At 70.9% G+C, this 17,002-nt stretch carries 15 protein-coding genes and 1 pseudogene; 4 read left to right on the forward strand and 12 right to left on the reverse strand.

The genetic code is table 11. From position 1 onward, the window contains the following. The first annotated feature begins 668 nt into the window (after positions 1–668). Positions 669–1,667 (forward strand): annotated as a pseudogene (gene trpS / locus ACFU5O_RS21560) (tryptophan--tRNA ligase). On the opposite strand, the gene ACFU5O_RS21565 reads toward trpS, so the two are convergent. Continuing rightward, positions 1,634–2,632: a GlxA family transcriptional regulator gene (locus tag ACFU5O_RS21565; protein WP_384242818.1), complete on the reverse strand. Its 999-nt coding sequence runs from the start codon at positions 2,630–2,632 to the stop codon at positions 1,634–1,636. The pseudogene trpS and the gene ACFU5O_RS21565 overlap by 34 nt on opposite strands. Before the next feature lie 73 nt (positions 2,633–2,705). Between ACFU5O_RS21565 and ACFU5O_RS21570 the strand changes: the two genes are divergently transcribed. Next, positions 2,706–3,293, forward strand: coding sequence for a cysteine hydrolase family protein (locus ACFU5O_RS21570; protein WP_384242820.1), 588 nt, complete (start codon positions 2,706–2,708; stop codon positions 3,291–3,293). Between the two features lie 3 nt (positions 3,294–3,296). Here ACFU5O_RS21570 and proC read toward each other — a convergent pair whose 3' ends face one another. The 7 genes from proC to ACFU5O_RS21605 form a co-directional block, all read right to left on the reverse strand. Continuing rightward, positions 3,297–4,106 carry a pyrroline-5-carboxylate reductase gene (gene proC / locus ACFU5O_RS21575; protein ID WP_384242822.1) on the reverse strand — a complete coding sequence of 270 codons (810 nt, stop codon included), beginning with the start codon at positions 4,104–4,106 and terminating at the stop codon, positions 3,297–3,299. Positions 4,107–4,234: 128 nt separating this feature from the next. Continuing rightward, positions 4,235–4,972: an ABC transporter permease gene (locus tag ACFU5O_RS21580; RefSeq protein ID WP_384242824.1), complete on the reverse strand. Its 738-nt coding sequence runs from the start codon at positions 4,970–4,972 to the stop codon at positions 4,235–4,237. Beyond that, positions 4,969–5,760 carry an ABC transporter ATP-binding protein gene (locus ACFU5O_RS21585; protein ID WP_384242827.1) on the reverse strand — a complete coding sequence of 264 codons (792 nt, stop codon included), beginning with the start codon at positions 5,758–5,760 and terminating at the stop codon, positions 4,969–4,971. Before ACFU5O_RS21585 ends, ACFU5O_RS21580 begins: the two co-directional genes overlap by 4 nt. After that, a complete protein-coding gene (locus tag ACFU5O_RS21590) occupies positions 5,757–6,278 on the reverse strand; it encodes a hypothetical protein (RefSeq protein WP_384242829.1) in 522 nt (173 codons plus the stop codon). Before ACFU5O_RS21590 ends, ACFU5O_RS21585 begins: the two co-directional genes overlap by 4 nt. Before the next feature lie 688 nt (positions 6,279–6,966). Beyond that, on the reverse strand, positions 6,967–7,848 hold the full coding sequence (gene sigJ / locus ACFU5O_RS21595; protein WP_384242830.1) for an RNA polymerase sigma factor SigJ: 882 nt from the start codon (positions 7,846–7,848) through the stop codon (positions 6,967–6,969). Between the two features lie 99 nt (positions 7,849–7,947). Next, a complete protein-coding gene (locus ACFU5O_RS21600) occupies positions 7,948–8,499 on the reverse strand; it encodes a hypothetical protein (RefSeq protein WP_384242832.1) in 552 nt (183 codons plus the stop codon). 33 nt (positions 8,500–8,532) lie between these two features. Continuing rightward, positions 8,533–8,883 carry a peptidase gene (locus ACFU5O_RS21605; RefSeq protein WP_384242834.1) on the reverse strand — a complete coding sequence of 117 codons (351 nt, stop codon included), beginning with the start codon at positions 8,881–8,883 and terminating at the stop codon, positions 8,533–8,535. A 127-nt stretch (positions 8,884–9,010) separates the two neighbouring features. On the opposite strand from ACFU5O_RS21605, the gene ACFU5O_RS21610 reads away from it, so the two are divergent. After that, on the forward strand, positions 9,011–11,296 hold the full coding sequence (locus ACFU5O_RS21610) for a PQQ-binding-like beta-propeller repeat protein (protein ID WP_384242836.1): 2,286 nt from the start codon (positions 9,011–9,013) through the stop codon (positions 11,294–11,296). A 156-nt stretch (positions 11,297–11,452) separates the two neighbouring features. On the opposite strand, the gene ilvD is transcribed toward ACFU5O_RS21610, so the two are convergent. The 4 genes from ilvD to ACFU5O_RS21630 all read right to left on the reverse strand — a co-directional run bounded on the left by ilvD (position 11,453) and on the right by ACFU5O_RS21630 (position 16,005). Further along, positions 11,453–13,303: a dihydroxy-acid dehydratase gene (gene ilvD / locus ACFU5O_RS21615; RefSeq protein ID WP_384242839.1), complete on the reverse strand. Its 1,851-nt coding sequence runs from the start codon at positions 13,301–13,303 to the stop codon at positions 11,453–11,455. A 250-nt stretch (positions 13,304–13,553) separates the two neighbouring features. Continuing rightward, positions 13,554–14,165, reverse strand: coding sequence for a TetR family transcriptional regulator (locus ACFU5O_RS21620; protein WP_384242841.1), 612 nt, complete (start codon positions 14,163–14,165; stop codon positions 13,554–13,556). Continuing rightward, positions 14,162–15,019: a sugar phosphate isomerase/epimerase family protein gene (locus tag ACFU5O_RS21625; RefSeq protein WP_384242843.1), complete on the reverse strand. Its 858-nt coding sequence runs from the start codon at positions 15,017–15,019 to the stop codon at positions 14,162–14,164. Before ACFU5O_RS21625 ends, ACFU5O_RS21620 begins: the two co-directional genes overlap by 4 nt. Positions 15,020–15,072: 53 nt before the next feature. After that, complete coding sequence (locus ACFU5O_RS21630) at positions 15,073–16,005, reverse strand: Ppx/GppA family phosphatase (protein WP_384242846.1); 933 nt, start codon at positions 16,003–16,005, stop codon at positions 15,073–15,075. A gap of 103 nt (positions 16,006–16,108) precedes the next feature. Here ACFU5O_RS21630 and ACFU5O_RS21635 point away from each other — a divergent pair, with 103 nt between their 5' ends. Then, positions 16,109–16,900, forward strand: a complete 792-nt coding sequence (locus ACFU5O_RS21635) for a hypothetical protein (protein ID WP_384243234.1) — start codon at positions 16,109–16,111, stop codon at positions 16,898–16,900. Positions 16,901–17,002: the final 102 nt, after the last annotated feature.

A 17,002-nucleotide genomic window follows, 5' to 3' on the forward strand; every position in this document is an offset into this window, starting at 1 on the left:
CACGCTGTTGAGTTCTCAAGGAACGGACGCTTCCTTTGTACTCACCCTCTCGGGCTTTCCTCCGGGCGCTTCCCTTCGGTCTTTCGTGTTTCCAGCTTAGCAGATCCGATTTCCGTTTCTGCCACCCGCTGGAGCGGGCTGCCGGGCCGTTCCTCCGCTTTCGCGAATTCCCTTTCCGGCGATTCCGACTCTATCAGATCCTTTCGGGCCCGATTCCCCGTCGGAGGGGGTTGCCGTTCCGACCTCGCGGCCGTTCCGACGAGTGAGACTTTAGCGGAATCGCTGCCCCCGACGCTAATCGGGATACGTTCACTCGAACGCGGATTCCTCATTTCGCAAAAGTGCACGGAAAGCGAGGCGACGAAGAGTCGCTCGCTCGGAGTGGTTCTGCGGAATGGCTGCCCGGGGCCGACCGGAGTCGGTGCTCACGTCGGACAACTCGGAGAACACTACGCATCGACAATCTCCATGTCAACCCCGACCTCCTGGCGTAGCCTTGACGGTATGACTACGCACGCGTGCACCCTTCTGTGGTGGGCCGCCTGACGGCGGCCGGCAATCACGCATGCACCCAACGGCCGCCGCCTTCGGCGGCCGTTCGTGTTTCTCCCTCCCGGGAGGCTCGGTCGCCAGTGCGGCGGCCTCGACCGGAGAGGGAGAACGAGCAGATGGCGCGGAGCTTCAGTGGGGTCAAGCCGACGGGGCATCTGACCCTGGGCAACTATCTCGGGGCCGTACGACGGTGGGCCGAGCAGGATCAGCATTCCTCGGATGCGCTGTTCAGCGTCGTGGATCTGCACGCGCTGACCGTGGAGCACGATCCGGCGCGGGTGCGCAGACTCAGTCGACAGGCGGCGACGGTGCTGCTGGCCGCGGGGCTGGATCCCGAGCTGTGCACCGTGTTCGTACAGAGTCATGTGGACGAGCACGCCCGGCTCTCGTATCTGCTGGAGTGCACGGCCACCGACGGCGAGATGCGGCGCATGATCCAGTACTAGGAGAAGAGTGCGCCGGCCCGGGCCGCGGGAGAGAGTGTGCGGCTGTCGTTGCTGACCTATCCCGCGCTGATGGCGGCGGACATCCTGGCGTACGGGACGGACGAGGTCCCGGTCGGGGACGACCAGACGCAGCATGTCGAGCTGACCCGGGATCTGGCGGTGCGGTTCAACCAGCGGTACGGGCATGTGTTCACGGTCCCGAGGGCGACGCATCCGAAGGTCGCGGCGAGGGTGATGGACCTGCAGGACCCCACGTCGAAAATGGCGAAGTCGCACGCGAACAGGGCCGGGATCGTCTATCTGCTCGACGAGCCGGACGAGGTCCGGCGCAAGATCATGCGGGCTGTGACGGACAGCGGGCAGAGCGTCGAGTACGACCGGGAGAGCCGCCCGGGGGTGGCGAATCTGCTGGAGATCCTCTCCGCCTGTGAGAACGGGAACCCGGAGGCCCTGGCCGGTGAATACCAGTCGTACGGCGCGTTGAAGAAGGACACGGCCGAGGCCGTGGTGGAACTGCTGAGGCCCTTGCGGGAGCGGCACGCGGAGCTGGCGGCCGATCCCGGGCATGTGGACGAGGTGCTGAGGGCGGGGGCCGCGCGGGCCAGGGCCATGGCCCGCCCTCTGGTGGACCGCGCCTATGAGGCGATCGGGCTGCTTCCGGCCGGGTGACGGAAGGCGGCCCGGTAGTCGCGTGGGCTGGTGGCGAGGTGGGCGGCGAAGTGCTGGCGCATGGTCACCTCGCTGCCGAAGCCCGTGCGCCGGGCGACTTCGGGGATGGGGTGATCGGTGAGTTCGAGGAGTTTCTGAGCGGCCGCGACGCGCTGGGTGATGAGCCAGTGGAGGGGGGTGGTGCCCGTGGTGGCCTGGAAGTGACGGGCGAAGGAGCGTGCGGACATACCCGCGCGGGCGGCCAGGGACGCGACGGTATGGGGTTCCGCGAGATTGGCCAGGGCGTATTCACGAAGGGCGGTGAGGGCGTCCGCGTCACGGTCGGATCGGGGGACGGGGTGCTCGATGAATTGGGCCTGCGTGCCGGTTCGGAAGGGAGCGGTGACCATCGACCGGGCGATGGTGGCTGCCGCCTCGGCTCCATGGGTGATGCGGACAAGGTGAAGACAGAGGTCGATACCCGCGGCGGTGCCTGCGGAGGTCCAGATGTTGGCGTCGTGAAGGAAGAGCGCGTCGGGGACGACGGTGACCTGGGGGTGGTGCTCGCGGAGGACGTGGGTGAGGCCCCAGTGGGTGATCGCGCGGCGGCCGTCGAGCAGGCCGGCCTGGGCGAGCGTGAAGGCTCCGCCGCAGAGTGCGGCGATCGGGGTACCGCGGGTGTGGGCGCGGCGGAGGGCTTCGAGGACCGGAGGTGGTGCGGGGGTGAGGTGATCGTCGAGGCCGGGGACGACGACGAGGTCGGCGTGGGTGAGCCATGCGAGGGTGCGGTCCGGGGTGAGGCTGAGGCCGCCGCGCATGGGGACGGGAGTGTGGTCGGAACCCGTCCGGCGGAGCTCGAAGGGGGGCACGCCGCGGTCGGTGCGGTCGACGCCCCAGACCTCGCTGATCACGGAGACGTCGAAGGCCCGGATGCCGGGGAAGGAGAGGAGGGCGATGCGCTGAGGTTCCTCCGACCGGGTCGCCATGGTGGCAGTAAACCATCGATCGCTGTCTTTCGCGCCTCTGGGGCGGGGCGGCCCGTCGCGGCAGCATCGAGGCATGGAGATCGCAGAGAACGCAGCGCTGGTTGTCGTCGACGTACAGAAGGGGTTCGAAGAGGAGGGGTTCTGGGGACCTCGGGGCAATCCGGAGGCGGACGGGAACATCGCGTCGCTGATCGACGCGTGGCAGTCGAGCGGGAGGCCGGTCGTCTTTGTGCGGCACGACTCCGGGAACCCCGGCTCTCCCCTGCGGCCCGGATACGAGGGGAATGCCTTCAAGGAGTACGTGGAGGAAAGGAGAGGGAACGGCAATGGGGCCGAGCTGCTGGTGACGAAGTCCGTGAACTCGGCGTTCTACGGAACTCCGGATCTGGGCGCGTGGTTCGAGGCTCAGGGGGTTCGGCAGTTCGTGGTGGCAGGTATCCAGACCAACATGTGCGTGGAGACCACGGCGCGGATGGGCGGGAACCTGGGGTACGAGGTGCTGTTCCCGCTGGACGCGACGTACACCTTCGATCTCGCCGGGCCTTTCGGCTGGAAGCTCGGTGCGGAGGAGTTGGCGCGGGCCACCGCCGTGTCACTGCACGGCGGCGGGTTCGCGACGGTCGTGGCGACGCGGGAGCTGCTCGCCGCTGTCGGCGGGTGAGCCTCAGCCGTTGCCGGAGGCGAGTTCGCGGCTGCGGTCGCGGGCGGCTTCCAGGGCGGCGATGAGGGCGGCGCGCACCCCGTGGTTCTCCAGCTCGCGGATCGCGCTGATGGTGGTCCCGGCCGGGGAGGTCACGGCCTCGCGGAGCTTGACCGGGTGCTCGCCGGAGTCGCGGAGCATCACGGCGGCGCCGATGGCGGCCTGGACGATCAGGTCGTGGGCCTGGGCGCGGGGCAGGCCCAGGAGGATGCCTGCGTCGGTCATGGCCTCGACGAGGAAGTAGAAGTAGGCCGGGCCGGAGCCGGAGAGTGCCGTTGCGGCGTCCTGCTGGGACTCGGGGACGCGGAGCGTCTTGCCGACTCCGCCGAAGATCTCCTCTGTGTGGGCGAGGTGAGCGGCGGTGGCGTGGCTTCCGGCGGAGATGACGGACATGCCTTCGTCGACGAGGACGGGCGTGTTCGGCATGACACGGACGACGGGGGTGTTGGGCGCGAGGCGGTCCTCGATGGTGGAGGTGGTGATACCGGCCGCGGCGCTGATGACAAGACGGTCGGCGGACACATGCGGGGCGAGTTCGTCGAGGAGCCTGTTCATGTCCTGGGGCTTGACGGCCAGGATCAGGGTGTCGGCACGCTTGGCGGCGTCGGCATTGGTGACGGCCTCGACGCCGTAACGGGCACGGAGCTCTTCTGCGCGTTCGGCGCGGCGCGCGGTGACCAGGAGCGCGGCGGCGGGCCAGCCGGCCCGGATCATGCCGCTGAGCAGGGCCTCGCCGATCTTGCCGGTGCCGAGGACTGCGACTGTCTGGGTCATGCGGGTCACCTCGCCGGGGGTGGTGCGTGTGCACGTACAGGGTGGTCCATGTCCGTGAACGGTTCATCCGCGGACATGGACATCCTTGCACCGGACCCGCCGTGGTGTCGGTGGTGTCCGAGGGGCGGTCAGGCGGTGCGACGGCGGAGTGTGGCCGCGCCGAGCGCGAGGACCAGCAGGGCGCAGGCGGCGACGACGAGGCCGTCCCGGATGAAGTCGGCGGTGACGTCGGTGTGGCGGAGGACCTCGTTCATGCCGTCGACGGCGTACGACATGGGCAGCACGTTCGAGATGCCTTCGAGGACGGGCTGCATGGTGTCGCGGGCGGCGAACAGGCCGCAGAGCAGCAGCTGAGGGAAGATCACGGCCGGCATGAACTGGACCGCCTGGAACTCGGAGGCGGCGAAGGCGGAGACGAACAGCCCCAGGGCCGTGCCGAGCAGGGCGTCGAGGAGGGCCACGAGGAGGAGCAGCCAGGGCGAACCGACGACGTCGAGGCCGAGGAACCAGAGCGCGAGACCGGTGGCGAGGCTGGACTGGATCATGGCGAGCAGGCCGAAGGCCAGGGCGTAGCCGGCGATCAGATCGCCCTTACCGAGGGGCATGGCGAGCAGGCGTTCAAGGGTTCCGGAGGTGCGCTCGCGCAGAGTGGCGATGGAGGTCACCAGGAACATCGTGATGAGGGGGAAGATGCCGAGGAGCGAGGCGCCGATGGAGTCGAACACCTGCGGGCTGCCGTCGAAGACGTAGCGCAGCAGGAAGAGCATCACGCACGGCACCAGGATCATCAGGGCGATCGAGCGGGGGTCGTGGCGCAGCTGGCGCAGGACGCGGGCGGCGGTGGCGAGGGTACGGGCCGAGTTCATCGTGCGGTCTCCTGGAGGGCGTTGGCCGTGTCGACGAGGTGGAGGAAGGCGTCCTCGACGGTCGCGGTGTCGTTGCGGCGCCGGAGGGCTTCGGGGGTGTCGTCGGCGAGGAGTTCGCCTTCGCGCAGGAGCAGGAGGCGGTGGCAGCGCTCGGCTTCGTCCATGACGTGCGAGGACACCAGGATGGCGGTGCCACGCTCGGCTGCGATGCGGTGGAAGAGGTCCCACAGATCGCGGCGGAGCACCGGGTCGAGGCCCACTGTGGGCTCGTCGAGGACGAGCAGCTCCGGGGTGCCGAGGAGGGCGACGGCGAGCGAGACACGGCTGCGCTGTCCGCCTGAGAGGTTTCCGGCGAGGGCGTCGGCGTGGCCGGCGAGGTCGACGTCGGCGATGGCCTGGGTGACGTGCTGCCTGCGCCGTTCGGCGGCGGCGCGTCCGGGGTCGAGGATCGCCGCGAAGTAGTCGAGGTTCTGGCGGACGGTCAGGTCGTCGTAGACGGAGGGGGCTTGGGTGACATAGCCGATCCGGGAGCGGAGGGCGGCGTCCCCCGCGGGGCGGCCGAGGACTTCGAGGGTGCCGGTGACCCTGGCCTGGGTGCCGACGACCGCACGCATGAGCGTCGACTTGCCGCAGCCGGAGGGGCCGAGGAGACCGGTGATCCGGCCGGGCGGTACGTCGAAGTCGAGGCCCCGCAGGACGGTTCGGGCGCCACGGAGGACGGTGAGGGCGCGGGCGTGGATGGCGGCGCTGCCGACGCCCTCAGCCGCTCCCGGAGCATTATTCATCATGCGATGAATAATGCTCCGGGGGAGAACGAACCGTCAAGCGGTGCGCCCGCGCGGCCACCGGCTCTGGACATCCCCGGGGTCAGGGGGACCGACCACGGGCGACGGGAGGCCCGGCACAGGAGGCGGAGGGCGGAGCGCACGATCCGTTCCTTGGTGCGGGCGGCCGAACCGCCTTTGAGGAAGCGGTCGTGCGGCCTGTCGTCGGCGCGGACGAACTGGACCAAGGCCGTCGTGCGGCCGAGACTCACGCACTGAGGGAGGCGGCGGAAGTCCAGGGGCCGGGGTTCCCTGCCACGGAACCCGTAGATGATCGACGAGGCGGCGTGCGAGCCCGTGGGCAAGGCCGTCGCGCAGGCCATGCGCAAGGTCCCGGCCCTTGGCGGGCCGGCCGCGGCGGCGTCGCCCGCGACGTACACCTCGGGGTGTGACACCGAGCGCAGGGCGCCGTCGACAGCGATGCGGCCGGACGGTTCGAGCGCGATGCAGGCGGATGCGGCCAGTTCGGTGTCGGGGATCATCGCCGGCGTCGGACGACCTCGTCCACGTCGAGCTCGTCGGCGTGGGCGACCCGTAGTGGCTCTCCTCGATCCGTACACCTCGCACGGCAAGGACGGCAAGGACGGCAAGGGCGGCAAGGGTGGTACCGGCCGCGCGCGGAGAGGCCCGCGCCGATGCCCCCGGCCGAGTGGGGGCGGACGCTCCGGTCGGGGTGGGACTCGGCGAGTTCTGCGGCGAGTTCGATGCCGGTCGACCGCCGCCGACGACGATCGGGAGTGAACCGGTGCCGTCCTCGAGCCGCTTGTACAGGGCGACGGCTGTACAGGGCGACGGCGGACTCGGGTGTGTGAGCGCGTCGGCCCGCGCCCGCGCGGCCGTACGGCTGCCGAGTGCGTACACCAGCCGGTCGTAGGGCAGTCGGCGGCCGTCGTCCGTTCACCTCCCGGACGGCCGTGTCGATGGCGGTGGCCGCGCCGGGATGTGTCCGACGCCGGTGGAGCGCAGGGGTCCGGTGAGCGGACGGGTCACGTCGGGGCGTCCGGCGGCCAGTTCATGCAGCCGGATGCGTTCCGTGAAGCGGTCGCTCGGATCGACGAGGGCGACACGTGCGGGGCCGGCCGCAGAGCGGCCATGAGCCCCGCACCGGCCCGCGCCGAGACACAGGCCCGCGGAGTATGACGGTGCCGCCCGTCAGGCGGGCGCCGCCGGTCAGGTCTCCGTGCCGCCGCCGAAGCCCAGGTGGCGGAGCTTGTCGGGGTTGATGACGACATCGATCTCGGTGATCCGCCCGCCGTCCACCGTGAACGCGAACACCGCGCCCCACGCGCTCGCCGCGTCGGCGAGGACCAGGCCCGGGGCGCCGTTCACCTCCCTCACCAGCACCTGCACGGTCTTCGGGTCGAAGCCCCGCATGAGGCGCTGGGCGAAGCGGGCGACCTTCTCGTTGCCGAGGACCGGCAGCCGGGCCGCCATGACCTTCCCGCCGCCGTCCGACCGCCAGACCACATCGGGGTCGAGGATCTCCAGCAGCCCCTCGAAGTCGCCGCCCGCCACCGCGGTCAGAAACGCGTCGACGGCCCTGCGGTGTTCGCCCCGGTCGACGGACCTGCGGGGCGCCTCCGCGCGGACACGGCGGCGGGCGCGGGAGGCGAGCTGCCGTACCGAGTCGGGGGTACGGCCGACGACCGCGGCGATCTCCGTGAAGGGCACGGCGAACACGTCGTGAAGGATGAAAGCCGTGCGCTCGGCGGGAGTGAGCCGTTCCAGGACGGTGAGCATCGCCATCCCAACGGACTCGTCGAGAGTCACCCGGTCCTCGGGGCCGTCCTCACTGATCACCGGCTCGGGCAGCCAGGGGCCGACATACGCCTCGCGGCGCGCACGGGCCGAGCCGAGCTGGTCGTAGCAGATCCGGCTGATCACCGTGGTCAGATACGCGCGCGGGTCGCGGGCCTCCCCGTCCGGCAGGCCCTGCCAGCGCAGCCAGGCCTCCTGTACGGCGTCGTCGGCGTCGGCGACGGAGCCGGTGATGCGGTAGGCGATACCCCACAGCCGGTCGCGATGCTGCTCGAAGAGCGTGAGCTCTGCCATGGTCCGGTGCCCCTCCTTGGTGCGGTTCCTTCTGGAGGGAGACGCTCCGGAGACGCGGAATGTGACACCGGAGGCCGGATGAACCGGCAGGCGTGCACGCTAGCGCCGCTTCGGCTTCCTCCGGGCTGCCGGATCGCTGCGCGTGGTGCGGCGCTTCTCGTAGTGCCTGAGCGCCGTCTCGTACTCGCCGCGCAGCAGTTTCTCGCCGGGGGCCTCGGTGAGGGAGCGGACGAAGTACGCGAGGAGGGAGCCGATGAAGCCGATCGCCTTCAGACTCCGCAGGGACTCCTCACGGGAAGGATCGGCGGGGCGGCGGGTGAAGCCCTCCCAGGTCTTGCGGAAGGCGACGGCACTGCAGACGGCGAACATGACGATCACGAGGGTGTTGACGAAGCCTCCGACCTGCGCGGTCACCAGGCCCTCGTGGGCGAACCGGAGAACGAGGCACCCGGCTGCGGCCGAGGCGACGGACCCCACGGCGACGGCGGCGCGGCGCAGGGCGTAGCCGCCGTCATGGCCGACCCAGGTGGTGCCGAAGAAACGGATCGGCTCGGGTTGCGGGCCGGTGCGGGAGGCGGCGCCGGGTGCTCCGGCACCGGAGCCGCCGTCCTTGCTCGCGCTGCCCCGGTTCTCGTCGTGGTTCTCGCTCACGAGGCCGATTATCCCCTGGGCATCCGGACCCGGTCAGGCGCAGCGCACGGCCACGTAACCGTCGGTGCCGGTGTTGACGTACGCGTCGGAGACGAACTGGCCGTTGGCGATGTTGTCCCAGAGGTTCGTCGTCCCGTACGGGCCGGTCACCGTCTCGCCCGGCTTCTGGCAGTTGATCGGCACCCGCGCGCCGTACGGGAGCACCTTGACGACCTGGTACTGGGTACCGGGGCCACTGCGGACGTTCACCCTGTGCCCGGGGGCGACCGAGTAGCGCCGAGCCGCGCGCGGCTCGGCGGAGACGGCGGGCCCCGCCTCTACGGCCTGCTCCCCCTGTTCCGCCCGTGCGGAAGGTTCCGTTCCTTCGGTTCTCTCGACGGCCATTGCGGGCCTCCCCCGTTTGTCCGAAAAACGTTGCGCCGCGCAGGCTAGCAAGCCGCGTCGGTCTCGTACGAACCATCGACTAGGCTCCGTGAGTCGCGCTTGCGGACAGAGAACACGGGGGTGGGCGATGCCACCGCTGCGCAGCACCGGGCCCGTCCCGGAAGCGGAACATCCGGAACACGCAGGGCAGTACCGTCTCGAGGAGACTCTGGGCTCGGGCGGCATGGGCGTCGTCCATCTGGCCACGTCCGCGTCCGGGCTACGCCTCGCGATCAAGGTCGTGCATGCGGAACACGCCACGGATCCCGAGTTCAGGGCACGTTTCCGGCAGGAAGTGGCCGCCGCGCGCAAGGTGAGCGGGGCCTTCACGGCGCCTGTCGTGGACGCCGACCCGGATGCCGTACGACCGTGGATGGCGACGCTGTTCATCAACGGCCCGACCCTCGCCGAACGCGTCAAGCGGAACGGCCCGTTGAGCCTCGGTGAGCTGCGCAGAGTGGGATCGGGGCTCGCCGAGGCGCTGCGCGACATCCATCGCGCCGGCGTCGTCCACCGCGATCTCAAGCCGAGCAATGTGATGCTCGCGGCCGACGGCCCGAAAGTCATCGACTTCGGCATCTCCCGCCCGGCGGACAGTGATCTGCGCACGGAGACGGGGAAGTTGATCGGCACCCCGCCCTTCATGGCGCCCGAGCAGTTCCAGCGGCCGCGCGATGTCGGTCCCGCCGCCGATGTGTTCGCGATGGCGGCGGTACTCGTGCATGCAGCGACCGGACGCGGGCCCTTCGGTTCCGACAGCCCGTACATCGTGGCGTATCAGGTCGTGCACAACGAACCGGACCTGGCGGGTGTGCCCGAGGAGCTCGTGCCGCTGCTGGCCCGCTGTCTGGCCAAGGACCCCGGGGACAGGCCCGCACCGGGCGAGGTGATGGCGGAGCTGCGGGCGCCGGTGGGAGATGTGACGACGGCGTTCATACCGGTCCAGCGGATGCCGGTGGCCGAGGTCCGCCCCGGCATGCGCGACGCGGGCGCGGGCGGATCGGGCGCGGAAGCGGACGCGGCCGACCCGGGGAACGCCGGAGACACGGGAGACGCGGGACACGCGGGACACGCGGGACACGCGGAACCCGAGGCGGCGGCCCAGGGCCACGCCGCCGGGAAGCAGATCGCCCGGGAACACGCGGATTCCGGTTCGCCGCCTCCGCCGCGGCGTCGCCGCGTGCGCAACGCCGTCGTCGGCATCGCCGTCGCGGGTCTGCTCGCCGGTGCGTACGCCGGTATCCGCTCCGCCGTGTCGGACAGCGGCAGCGGCCACCCGGCCCGTGGACCGGTCGCGACCGGCACCGGGCAGACCCTCGCACCGTGGCAGACGACACTCGCCCAGGGCGGCGGCACGCACCGGATGCCCGCCTGTTCGTCCGACGGCGACGCGCTGTACTGCTCGGCGCCGGGCGTGATGGCCGCCCGCCTGGCCCCCACCGACGGCAGACCGCTCTGGTCGCGGAAGGCCACCGGAGCCGGCGGGGGTGCGGGGTACGAGAGCGAGGCCCCCGTGCTCGCCGGCGGACTGCTGTACGCAAGAACCGCGGACGGCAAGCGACTCGAAGCCCTCGACCCCGATTCGGGGGCCACCCGCTGGGGTGTCGGTATCACCTCGTACGCCACGGTCGGCCACGCCGAGGGCGTCGTCCTGCTCATCGGCCCGGACGGGACCGTGCGGGCGCTCGACGCCGCGACGGGCTCGGAACGGTGGCGGAAGCGGCTGGGCTCGACGGGCACGCAGTGGGCGGCCGCGCCGGACGGCTCTGCGACCGTCTTCGCCGTCACTCCGGGTCCCGACGGCGCGAGCACGGTCATCCGGGCGGTCGCCCCCGGCAGCGGCGACGTGCGCTGGAGCAAGCGGCTGAAGGGCTCGCTGTCGCCCGTGGCACCCGCCTCGGGGGACGCGCTTCTCCTGCTGGCCGCCGACACCGACGGTTACACGACCGCCGTCGTACGCCTCGACACCGCCTCCCACGAAGTCCGGCGCGTCCCGCTGCCGGTGGTGGTGGACCAGGCGCAGGCGGCGGCCGCCGGGAGCACCGTCTACCTGGTGGGTGCGGGCGGATCGCTGCTGGCCGTGGACACGGCCGGGAGTGGCGGGCAGCGATGGCGGCTGGAGACGTACGTGTCGCGGTCGTCGCCGCCCGTCGTCGACGGCGGCCGGGTCTATCTGAGCGGCGCCGACGGGCGGCTGCTGGCGGTCGACGCCGGGCGCGGTGCGCAGCTCGGGCAGACCAGGCCGCGCATGAGCGAGGGTTCCGCCTACTCGGCCGCGCTGCCCGCCCCGGTGCCGGCCACCGGGAAGGTCTTCGCGACCGCCCCGGACGGTTCCGTGTTCGCCGTGGACGCCGCGGACCCCGGGGGCTGGTGAGCCGCCGCGGGCGCGAGCACGGTGAGGCCGTGGCGGGAACGGCGCCCGTGCCGACCGAAGCAGCCGGTCCCGGCGTACCGGTCCGGCGTACCGGTCCGGCGTACCGGTCCGGCCGCGCTGACACGGCCGGCACCGGCCTCGATCGCCGGCCCGCGCTCAGCCCAGCTGCGACACGTCCCTGACCGCTCCCTTGTCCGCGCTCGTCGCCATCGCCGCGTACGCCCGCAGAGCCGCTGAGACCTTGCGCTCGCGGTTCTTCGGGGCGTACACGCCGCCCAGCGCCTCGCGACGGGCCGCGAGCGTGGCCTCGTCGACCACGACCTCGATCGAGCGGTTCGGGATGTCGATGCGGATGAGGTCGCCGTCCTCGACGAGGGCGATCGTGCCGCCCGAGGCGGCTTCCGGGGACGCGTGGCCGATGGACAGGCCCGACGTGCCGCCGGAGAAGCGGCCGTCCGTGACGAGGGCGCAGGCCTTGCCGAGTCCGCGGCCCTTCAGGAACGACGTCGGGTAGAGCATCTCCTGCATGCCCGGACCGCCGCGCGGGCCCTCGTAACGGATGACGACGACATCGCCCTCCTTCACGACCTTGGAGAGGATCTTGTCGACCGCCTCCTCCTGGGACTCGCAGACGACGGCCGGGCCCTCGAAGGTCCAGATCGACTCGTCGACACCGGCCGTCTTCACGACACATCCGTCGACGGCGAGGTTGCCCTTGAGCACGGCCAGCCCGCCGTCCTTCGAGTAGGCGTGCTCGACGGAGCGGATGCAGCCGCCCTCCGCGTCGACGTCCAGGGACTCCCAGCGCTCGGACTGCGAGAACGCGGTGGCGGAACGGACGCAGCCCGGCGCCGCGTGCCACATTTCGACCGCCTCTGCCGAGGGGGAGCCGCCACGGACGTCCCAGGTCTTGAGCCACTCCGCCAGTGACGCCGAGTGCACGGTGTGGACGTCCTCGTTCAGCAGCCCGCCGCGGTAGAGCTCGCCCAGGATGGCGGGGATACCGCCGGCGCGGTGGATGTCCTCCATGTAGTACGTGCCGCCGGGGGCGACGTTCGGCGCGACCTTGGACAGGCACGGGACTCGACGCGAGACGGCGTCGATGTCGGTGAGGTCGTAGCCGAGCTCGGCCTCCTGGGCGGCGGCCAGCAGATGGAGGATCGTGTTGGTCGAGCCGCCCATGGCGATGTCGAGGGCCATGGCGTTCTCGAAGGCCTCACGGGTGGCGATGTTGCGGGGCAGGACGGACTCGTCGCCCTGCTCGTAGTAGCGCTTGGTGATCTCGACGACGGTGCGGCCGGCGGTCTCGTACAGGGCCTTGCGTGCGGTGTGCGTGGCGAGGACGGAGCCGTTGCCTGGGAGGGACAGGCCGATCGCCTCTGTGAGGCAGTTCATCGAGTTGGCGGTGAACATGCCGGAACACGAACCGCAGGTCGGACAGGCGTTCTCCTCGATGCGGAGGACGTCCTCGTCGGACACGTTCTCGTTGACCGCGTCCACGATGGCGTTGATCAGGTCCAGCTTGCGGACCGTGCCGTCGACCAGGGTGGCCTGACCGGCCTCCATGGGACCGCCGGAGACGAAGATCGCGGGGATGTTGAGGCGCATAGCGGCCATCAGCATCCCCGGAGTGATCTTGTCGCAGTTGGAGATGCAGATCAGGGCGTCCGCGCAGTGCGCCTCGACCATGTACTCCACGGAGTCGGCGATCAGCTCGCGGGACGGCAGGCTGTAGAGCATGCCGCCGTGGCCCATCGCGATTCCGTCGTCGACGGCGATGGTGTTGAACTCGCGGGGCACGGCCCCTGCGGCCAGGATCGCTTCGGAGACGATCCTGCCGACCGGAGCAAGGTGGGTGTGACCGGGCACGAACTCGGTGAAGGAGTTGGCGACCGCGATGATCGGCTTGCCGATGTCCGCGCTCGCTACGCCCGACGCGCGCATAAGGGCGCGGGCGCCCGCCATGTTGCGGCCATGGGTGACTGTGCGGGACCTCAGATCGGGCATCGTCGCTCGCTCCTTCAGGCAGTGCTGACTCCTGTCGAGCCTACGCCGCCGCTCCAAGATCTGGACATCATGTCCGGAATACGGGACGGGGTTCCGCCTTTCGGGCAGCTTCCCCGGCCGGCTCGGCTCCCGTCAGGTGCCGCCGGGGCTCTCGGCGGGGCTGCCGGGGGCTCTCGGCCAGGTGTCGCCGGAGCTCTCGGCCGGGCTGCGGGGCTCTCGGGCAGGTGCCGCCGCACCGTCGACGGACGGCTCAGCTCTCCGTCAGGTACCGCTGGAGCGTCGGTGCGACCAGCGCGATGATCTCCTCCGGATCCGCAGAAGCCAGCGGCTCCACCTGGATCACATAGCGCAGGACCGCGATGCCGATCATGTGCGAGGCCGCGAGCTCGGCCCGGAACTTCGGGTTCGGTACGTCGAGATCGGCCGCCACCCGCTCGAGCACCCGCCGCAGCACGAAGCCGCGCAGGACCTTCGCCGCCGCCTCGTGCGTCAGGGCGGAACGGATGATCGCCAGCAGTGGCGCACGGGTCGCGGGGTTCTCCCAGACGCCGATGAAATAGCGGGCGAGCCTTTCGCCGATGCCTTCGGGGCCTTCGCCGAGGACCGAGGGAACGACGATCACGGGCTCGAAGGACATCTCGATCGCAGCGGCGAAGACCTCGTCCTTCGTACCGAAGTAGTGATGGACGAGAGCGGGGTCGACCTCGGCCGCCTTGGCGATGCCGCGCACCGACGTCTTGTCGTAGCCGCGCTCCGAGAACTCCGTACGGGCGGCCTGCAGGATGCGCTCCCGTGCTCCGGGACCGGTGTCCGCCTCCGTCCGGGCGGGCCGGCCGCGCCGCCTCGGTTGCGCCGCGGTCATGATCCGCTCGCGGGGCCCGGGGTGCCGGTGACGCCGTGTGCCGACACGTTCGCCGAGGCCAGATGCAGCCTGGTGAAGGCCAGTGCCTCCGCGAGGTCGGCCTCCCGCTCCGCCGCCGACATGGCCCGCCGCGTATTGACCTCGACGACGACGTGGCCGTCGAAGCCGGTACGGGCCAGCCGTTCGAGCAGCTCGGCGCACGGCTGGTCGCCGCGCCCGGGGACCAGGTGCTCGTCCTTCGCGGAGCCCTTGCCGTCCGCGAGATGGACGTGCCCGAGCCGGTCGCCCATCCGGTCGACCATGGCCAGGGTGTCCGTACGGGACGTGGACGTGTGCGAGAGATCGATCGTGAAGTGCCGGTAGTCCTCTTTGGTGACGTCCCAGTCGGGGGCGTACGCGAGCATCTCGCGGTCGCGGTAGCGCCACGGGTACATGTTCTCGACGGCGAAGCGCACATCCGTTTCGTTGGCCATCCGCCAGATGCCGGAGACGAAGTCACGGGCGTACTGGCGCTGCCAGCGGAACGGGGGGTGGACCACGACGGTCGACGCCCCGAGCTTCTCCGCCGCCGACTGGGCGCGCTGCAGCTTCACCCACGGGTCGGTGGACCAGACCCGCTGGGTGATCAGCAGACATGGCGCGTGGACGGCCAGGATCGGCACCTCGTGGTAGTCGGAGAGCCGGCGCAGCGCCTCGAGATCCTGACTGACCGGGTCCGTCCAGACCATGACCTCGACACCGTCGTACCCGAGGCGCGCGGCGATCTCGAAGGCCGTCGCCGTCGACTCCGGATAGACGGAGGCCGTCGACAGCGCAACCTTCGCATCCGGGATGCGCACCACTGGTTCTGCCACGAGGGACAGCGTACGGGCCTTGCGTTGCGGCATCAGGGGGTGGGCGGACGGCATCAGCCGGTCGGCATGTGGTCCAGCCGCCGGAGGATCACACCCTCACGCAGCGCCCACGGGCAGATTTCCAGGTCATCGACTCCGAAGAGGTCCATCGCGCCCTCCGCGACCAGGGCCCCTGCCAGCAGCTGCGCCGAACGGCCCTCCGACACGCCCGGGAGCATGGAGCGCTGGGCGGCGGTCATCGCGGCGAGCTTGGGGACCCATTCCTCGAGCGCCGAACGGCTCAGATCACGCTGCACGTACAGGCCCTCGGCGGAGCGCGCGGCCCCCGCGATACGGGCGAGCTGCTTGAAGGTCTTGGACGTGGCGACGACATGGTCGGGGCGGCCGAAGCGGCTGAACTCGCCGACCGTACGGGCGATCTGCGCCCGCACATGGCGGCGCAGCGCACGCACGTCGTCAGGGTCGGGCGGGTCGCCGGGCAGCATCGCGGCCGTCAGCCGGCCCGCGCCGAGGGGAAGGCTGCGGGCGGCGTCCGGCTCCTCGTCGATGCCGAACGCGATCTCCAGCGAACCGCCGCCGATGTCCAGGACGAGGAGCTTGCCCGCGGACCAGCCGAACCAGCGGCGGGCGGCGAGAAACGTGAGCCGTGCCTCCTCCGCGCCGGTGAGGACCTGGAGGTCGATGCCCGTCACCGCCCTGACGCGCTCCAGCACGGCATCGGCGTTGGTGGCCTCGCGGACGGCGGACGTGGCGAAGGGGAGGACGTCCTCGCAGCCCTTGTCCTCGGCGGCCTGCTGGGCGTCCTGGACTGTGGCGATCAGCCGGTCGACGCCGTCGGGGCCGATGGCCCCGTCTCCGTCGAGAAGTTCGGCAAGGCGCAGCTCCACCTTGTGGGAGTGGGCGGGAATCGGGCGCGCACCGGGATGCGCGTCCACCACCAGCAGATGCACCGTGTTCGAACCGACGTCGAGGACTCCGAGTCTCATGTACGGAACGCTACTGCTGTCGCGCGCATACGCTTGACTCGTGCCAAAGACGAAAAAGACGAAGCCGGGCAAAGCTGCCCAGGAGAAGTCCACGAAGAAGGCGGTGAAGGCGGCGGAGGGTGCCCGAAGCGACTCCCGGCTCGGCGAGCCGGACGAGAAAGGGCTGGACTTTCCCCGTGCCTGGGTGGAGTTCGCCGACCCCGCGGACGACGAACAGGTCTTCCGCTGTGATCTGACCTGGCTGACCTCACGCTGGAACTGCATCTTCGGCAGCGGCTGCCAGGGGATCCAGGCGGGGCGCGCCGACGACGGCTGCTGCACGCTCGGGGCGCACTTCTCCGACAAGGACGACGAGAAGCGGGTCGCCGGGCATGTGGCGCGGCTCACACCGGAGCTGTGGGAGTTCCACGACGTGGGGACGGAGTCGGGCTGGGTCGAGGTCGACGAGGACGGCGACCGCCAGACGCGCCGCTGGGAGGGCTCCTGCATCTTCCAGAACCGTCCGGGGTTCGCGGCCGGCGCCGGGTGCTCCTTGCACATCCTGGCCCTGAAGGAGGGCCGCGAGCCGCTCGAGACCAAGCCCGATGTGTGCTGGCAGCTGCCGGTGCGCCGGACGTACGACTGGATCGACCGCCCCGACGACACGCGCGTGCTCCAGATCTCGATCGGTGAGTACGACAGGAGGGGCTGGGGCCCTGGCGGCCACGACCTCCACTGGTGGTGCACGTCGGCGACATCGGCGCACGGCGCGGGCGACCCGGTGTACGTGACGTACCGCCCGGAGCTCACGGAGCTGATGGGCAAGGAGGCCTACGACGTCCTGGTCGAACTGTGCGAGACCCGTCTGGCCGCGCAACTTCCGCTGGTGGCTCCGCACCCGGCGGATCCCGCCTGAGGCGGCGGGCACGAGCGGGCGCCGCGTCGCTCCTGTGGCCGGAACCGGTGAGCACCGGCCGCGTGGCAGGGAACCGTTTGGCCTACGAGGCCAGGCAGGAGA

The organism is Streptomyces sp. NPDC057445 (assembly GCF_042802855.1).
Taxonomy (GTDB): domain Bacteria; phylum Actinomycetota; class Actinomycetes; order Streptomycetales; family Streptomycetaceae; genus Streptomyces.

Coding starts and splice junctions, on each gene's coding strand:
- ilvD (WP_384242839.1), bottom strand. CDS start 13,303: ATGCCCGATCTGAGGTCCCGCACAGTCACCCATGGCCGCAACATGGCG.
- ACFU5O_RS21565 (WP_384242818.1), bottom strand. CDS start 2,632: ATGGCGACCCGGTCGGAGGAACCTCAGCGCATCGCCCTCCTCTCCTTC.
- ACFU5O_RS21605 (WP_384242834.1), bottom strand. CDS start 8,883: ATGGCCGTCGAGAGAACCGAAGGAACGGAACCTTCCGCACGGGCGGAA.
- proC (WP_384242822.1), bottom strand. CDS start 4,106: ATGACCCAGACAGTCGCAGTCCTCGGCACCGGCAAGATCGGCGAGGCC.
- ACFU5O_RS21590 (WP_384242829.1), bottom strand. CDS start 6,278: ATGATCCCCGACACCGAACTGGCCGCATCCGCCTGCATCGCGCTCGAA.
- ACFU5O_RS21570 (WP_384242820.1), top strand. CDS start 2,706: ATGGAGATCGCAGAGAACGCAGCGCTGGTTGTCGTCGACGTACAGAAG.
- ACFU5O_RS21620 (WP_384242841.1), bottom strand. CDS start 14,165: ATGACCGCGGCGCAACCGAGGCGGCGCGGCCGGCCCGCCCGGACGGAG.
- sigJ (WP_384242830.1), bottom strand. CDS start 7,848: ATGGCAGAGCTCACGCTCTTCGAGCAGCATCGCGACCGGCTGTGGGGT.
- ACFU5O_RS21580 (WP_384242824.1), bottom strand. CDS start 4,972: ATGAACTCGGCCCGTACCCTCGCCACCGCCGCCCGCGTCCTGCGCCAG.
- ACFU5O_RS21630 (WP_384242846.1), bottom strand. CDS start 16,005: ATGAGACTCGGAGTCCTCGACGTCGGTTCGAACACGGTGCATCTGCTG.
- ACFU5O_RS21585 (WP_384242827.1), bottom strand. CDS start 5,760: ATGATGAATAATGCTCCGGGAGCGGCTGAGGGCGTCGGCAGCGCCGCC.
- ACFU5O_RS21610 (WP_384242836.1), top strand. CDS start 9,011: ATGCCACCGCTGCGCAGCACCGGGCCCGTCCCGGAAGCGGAACATCCG.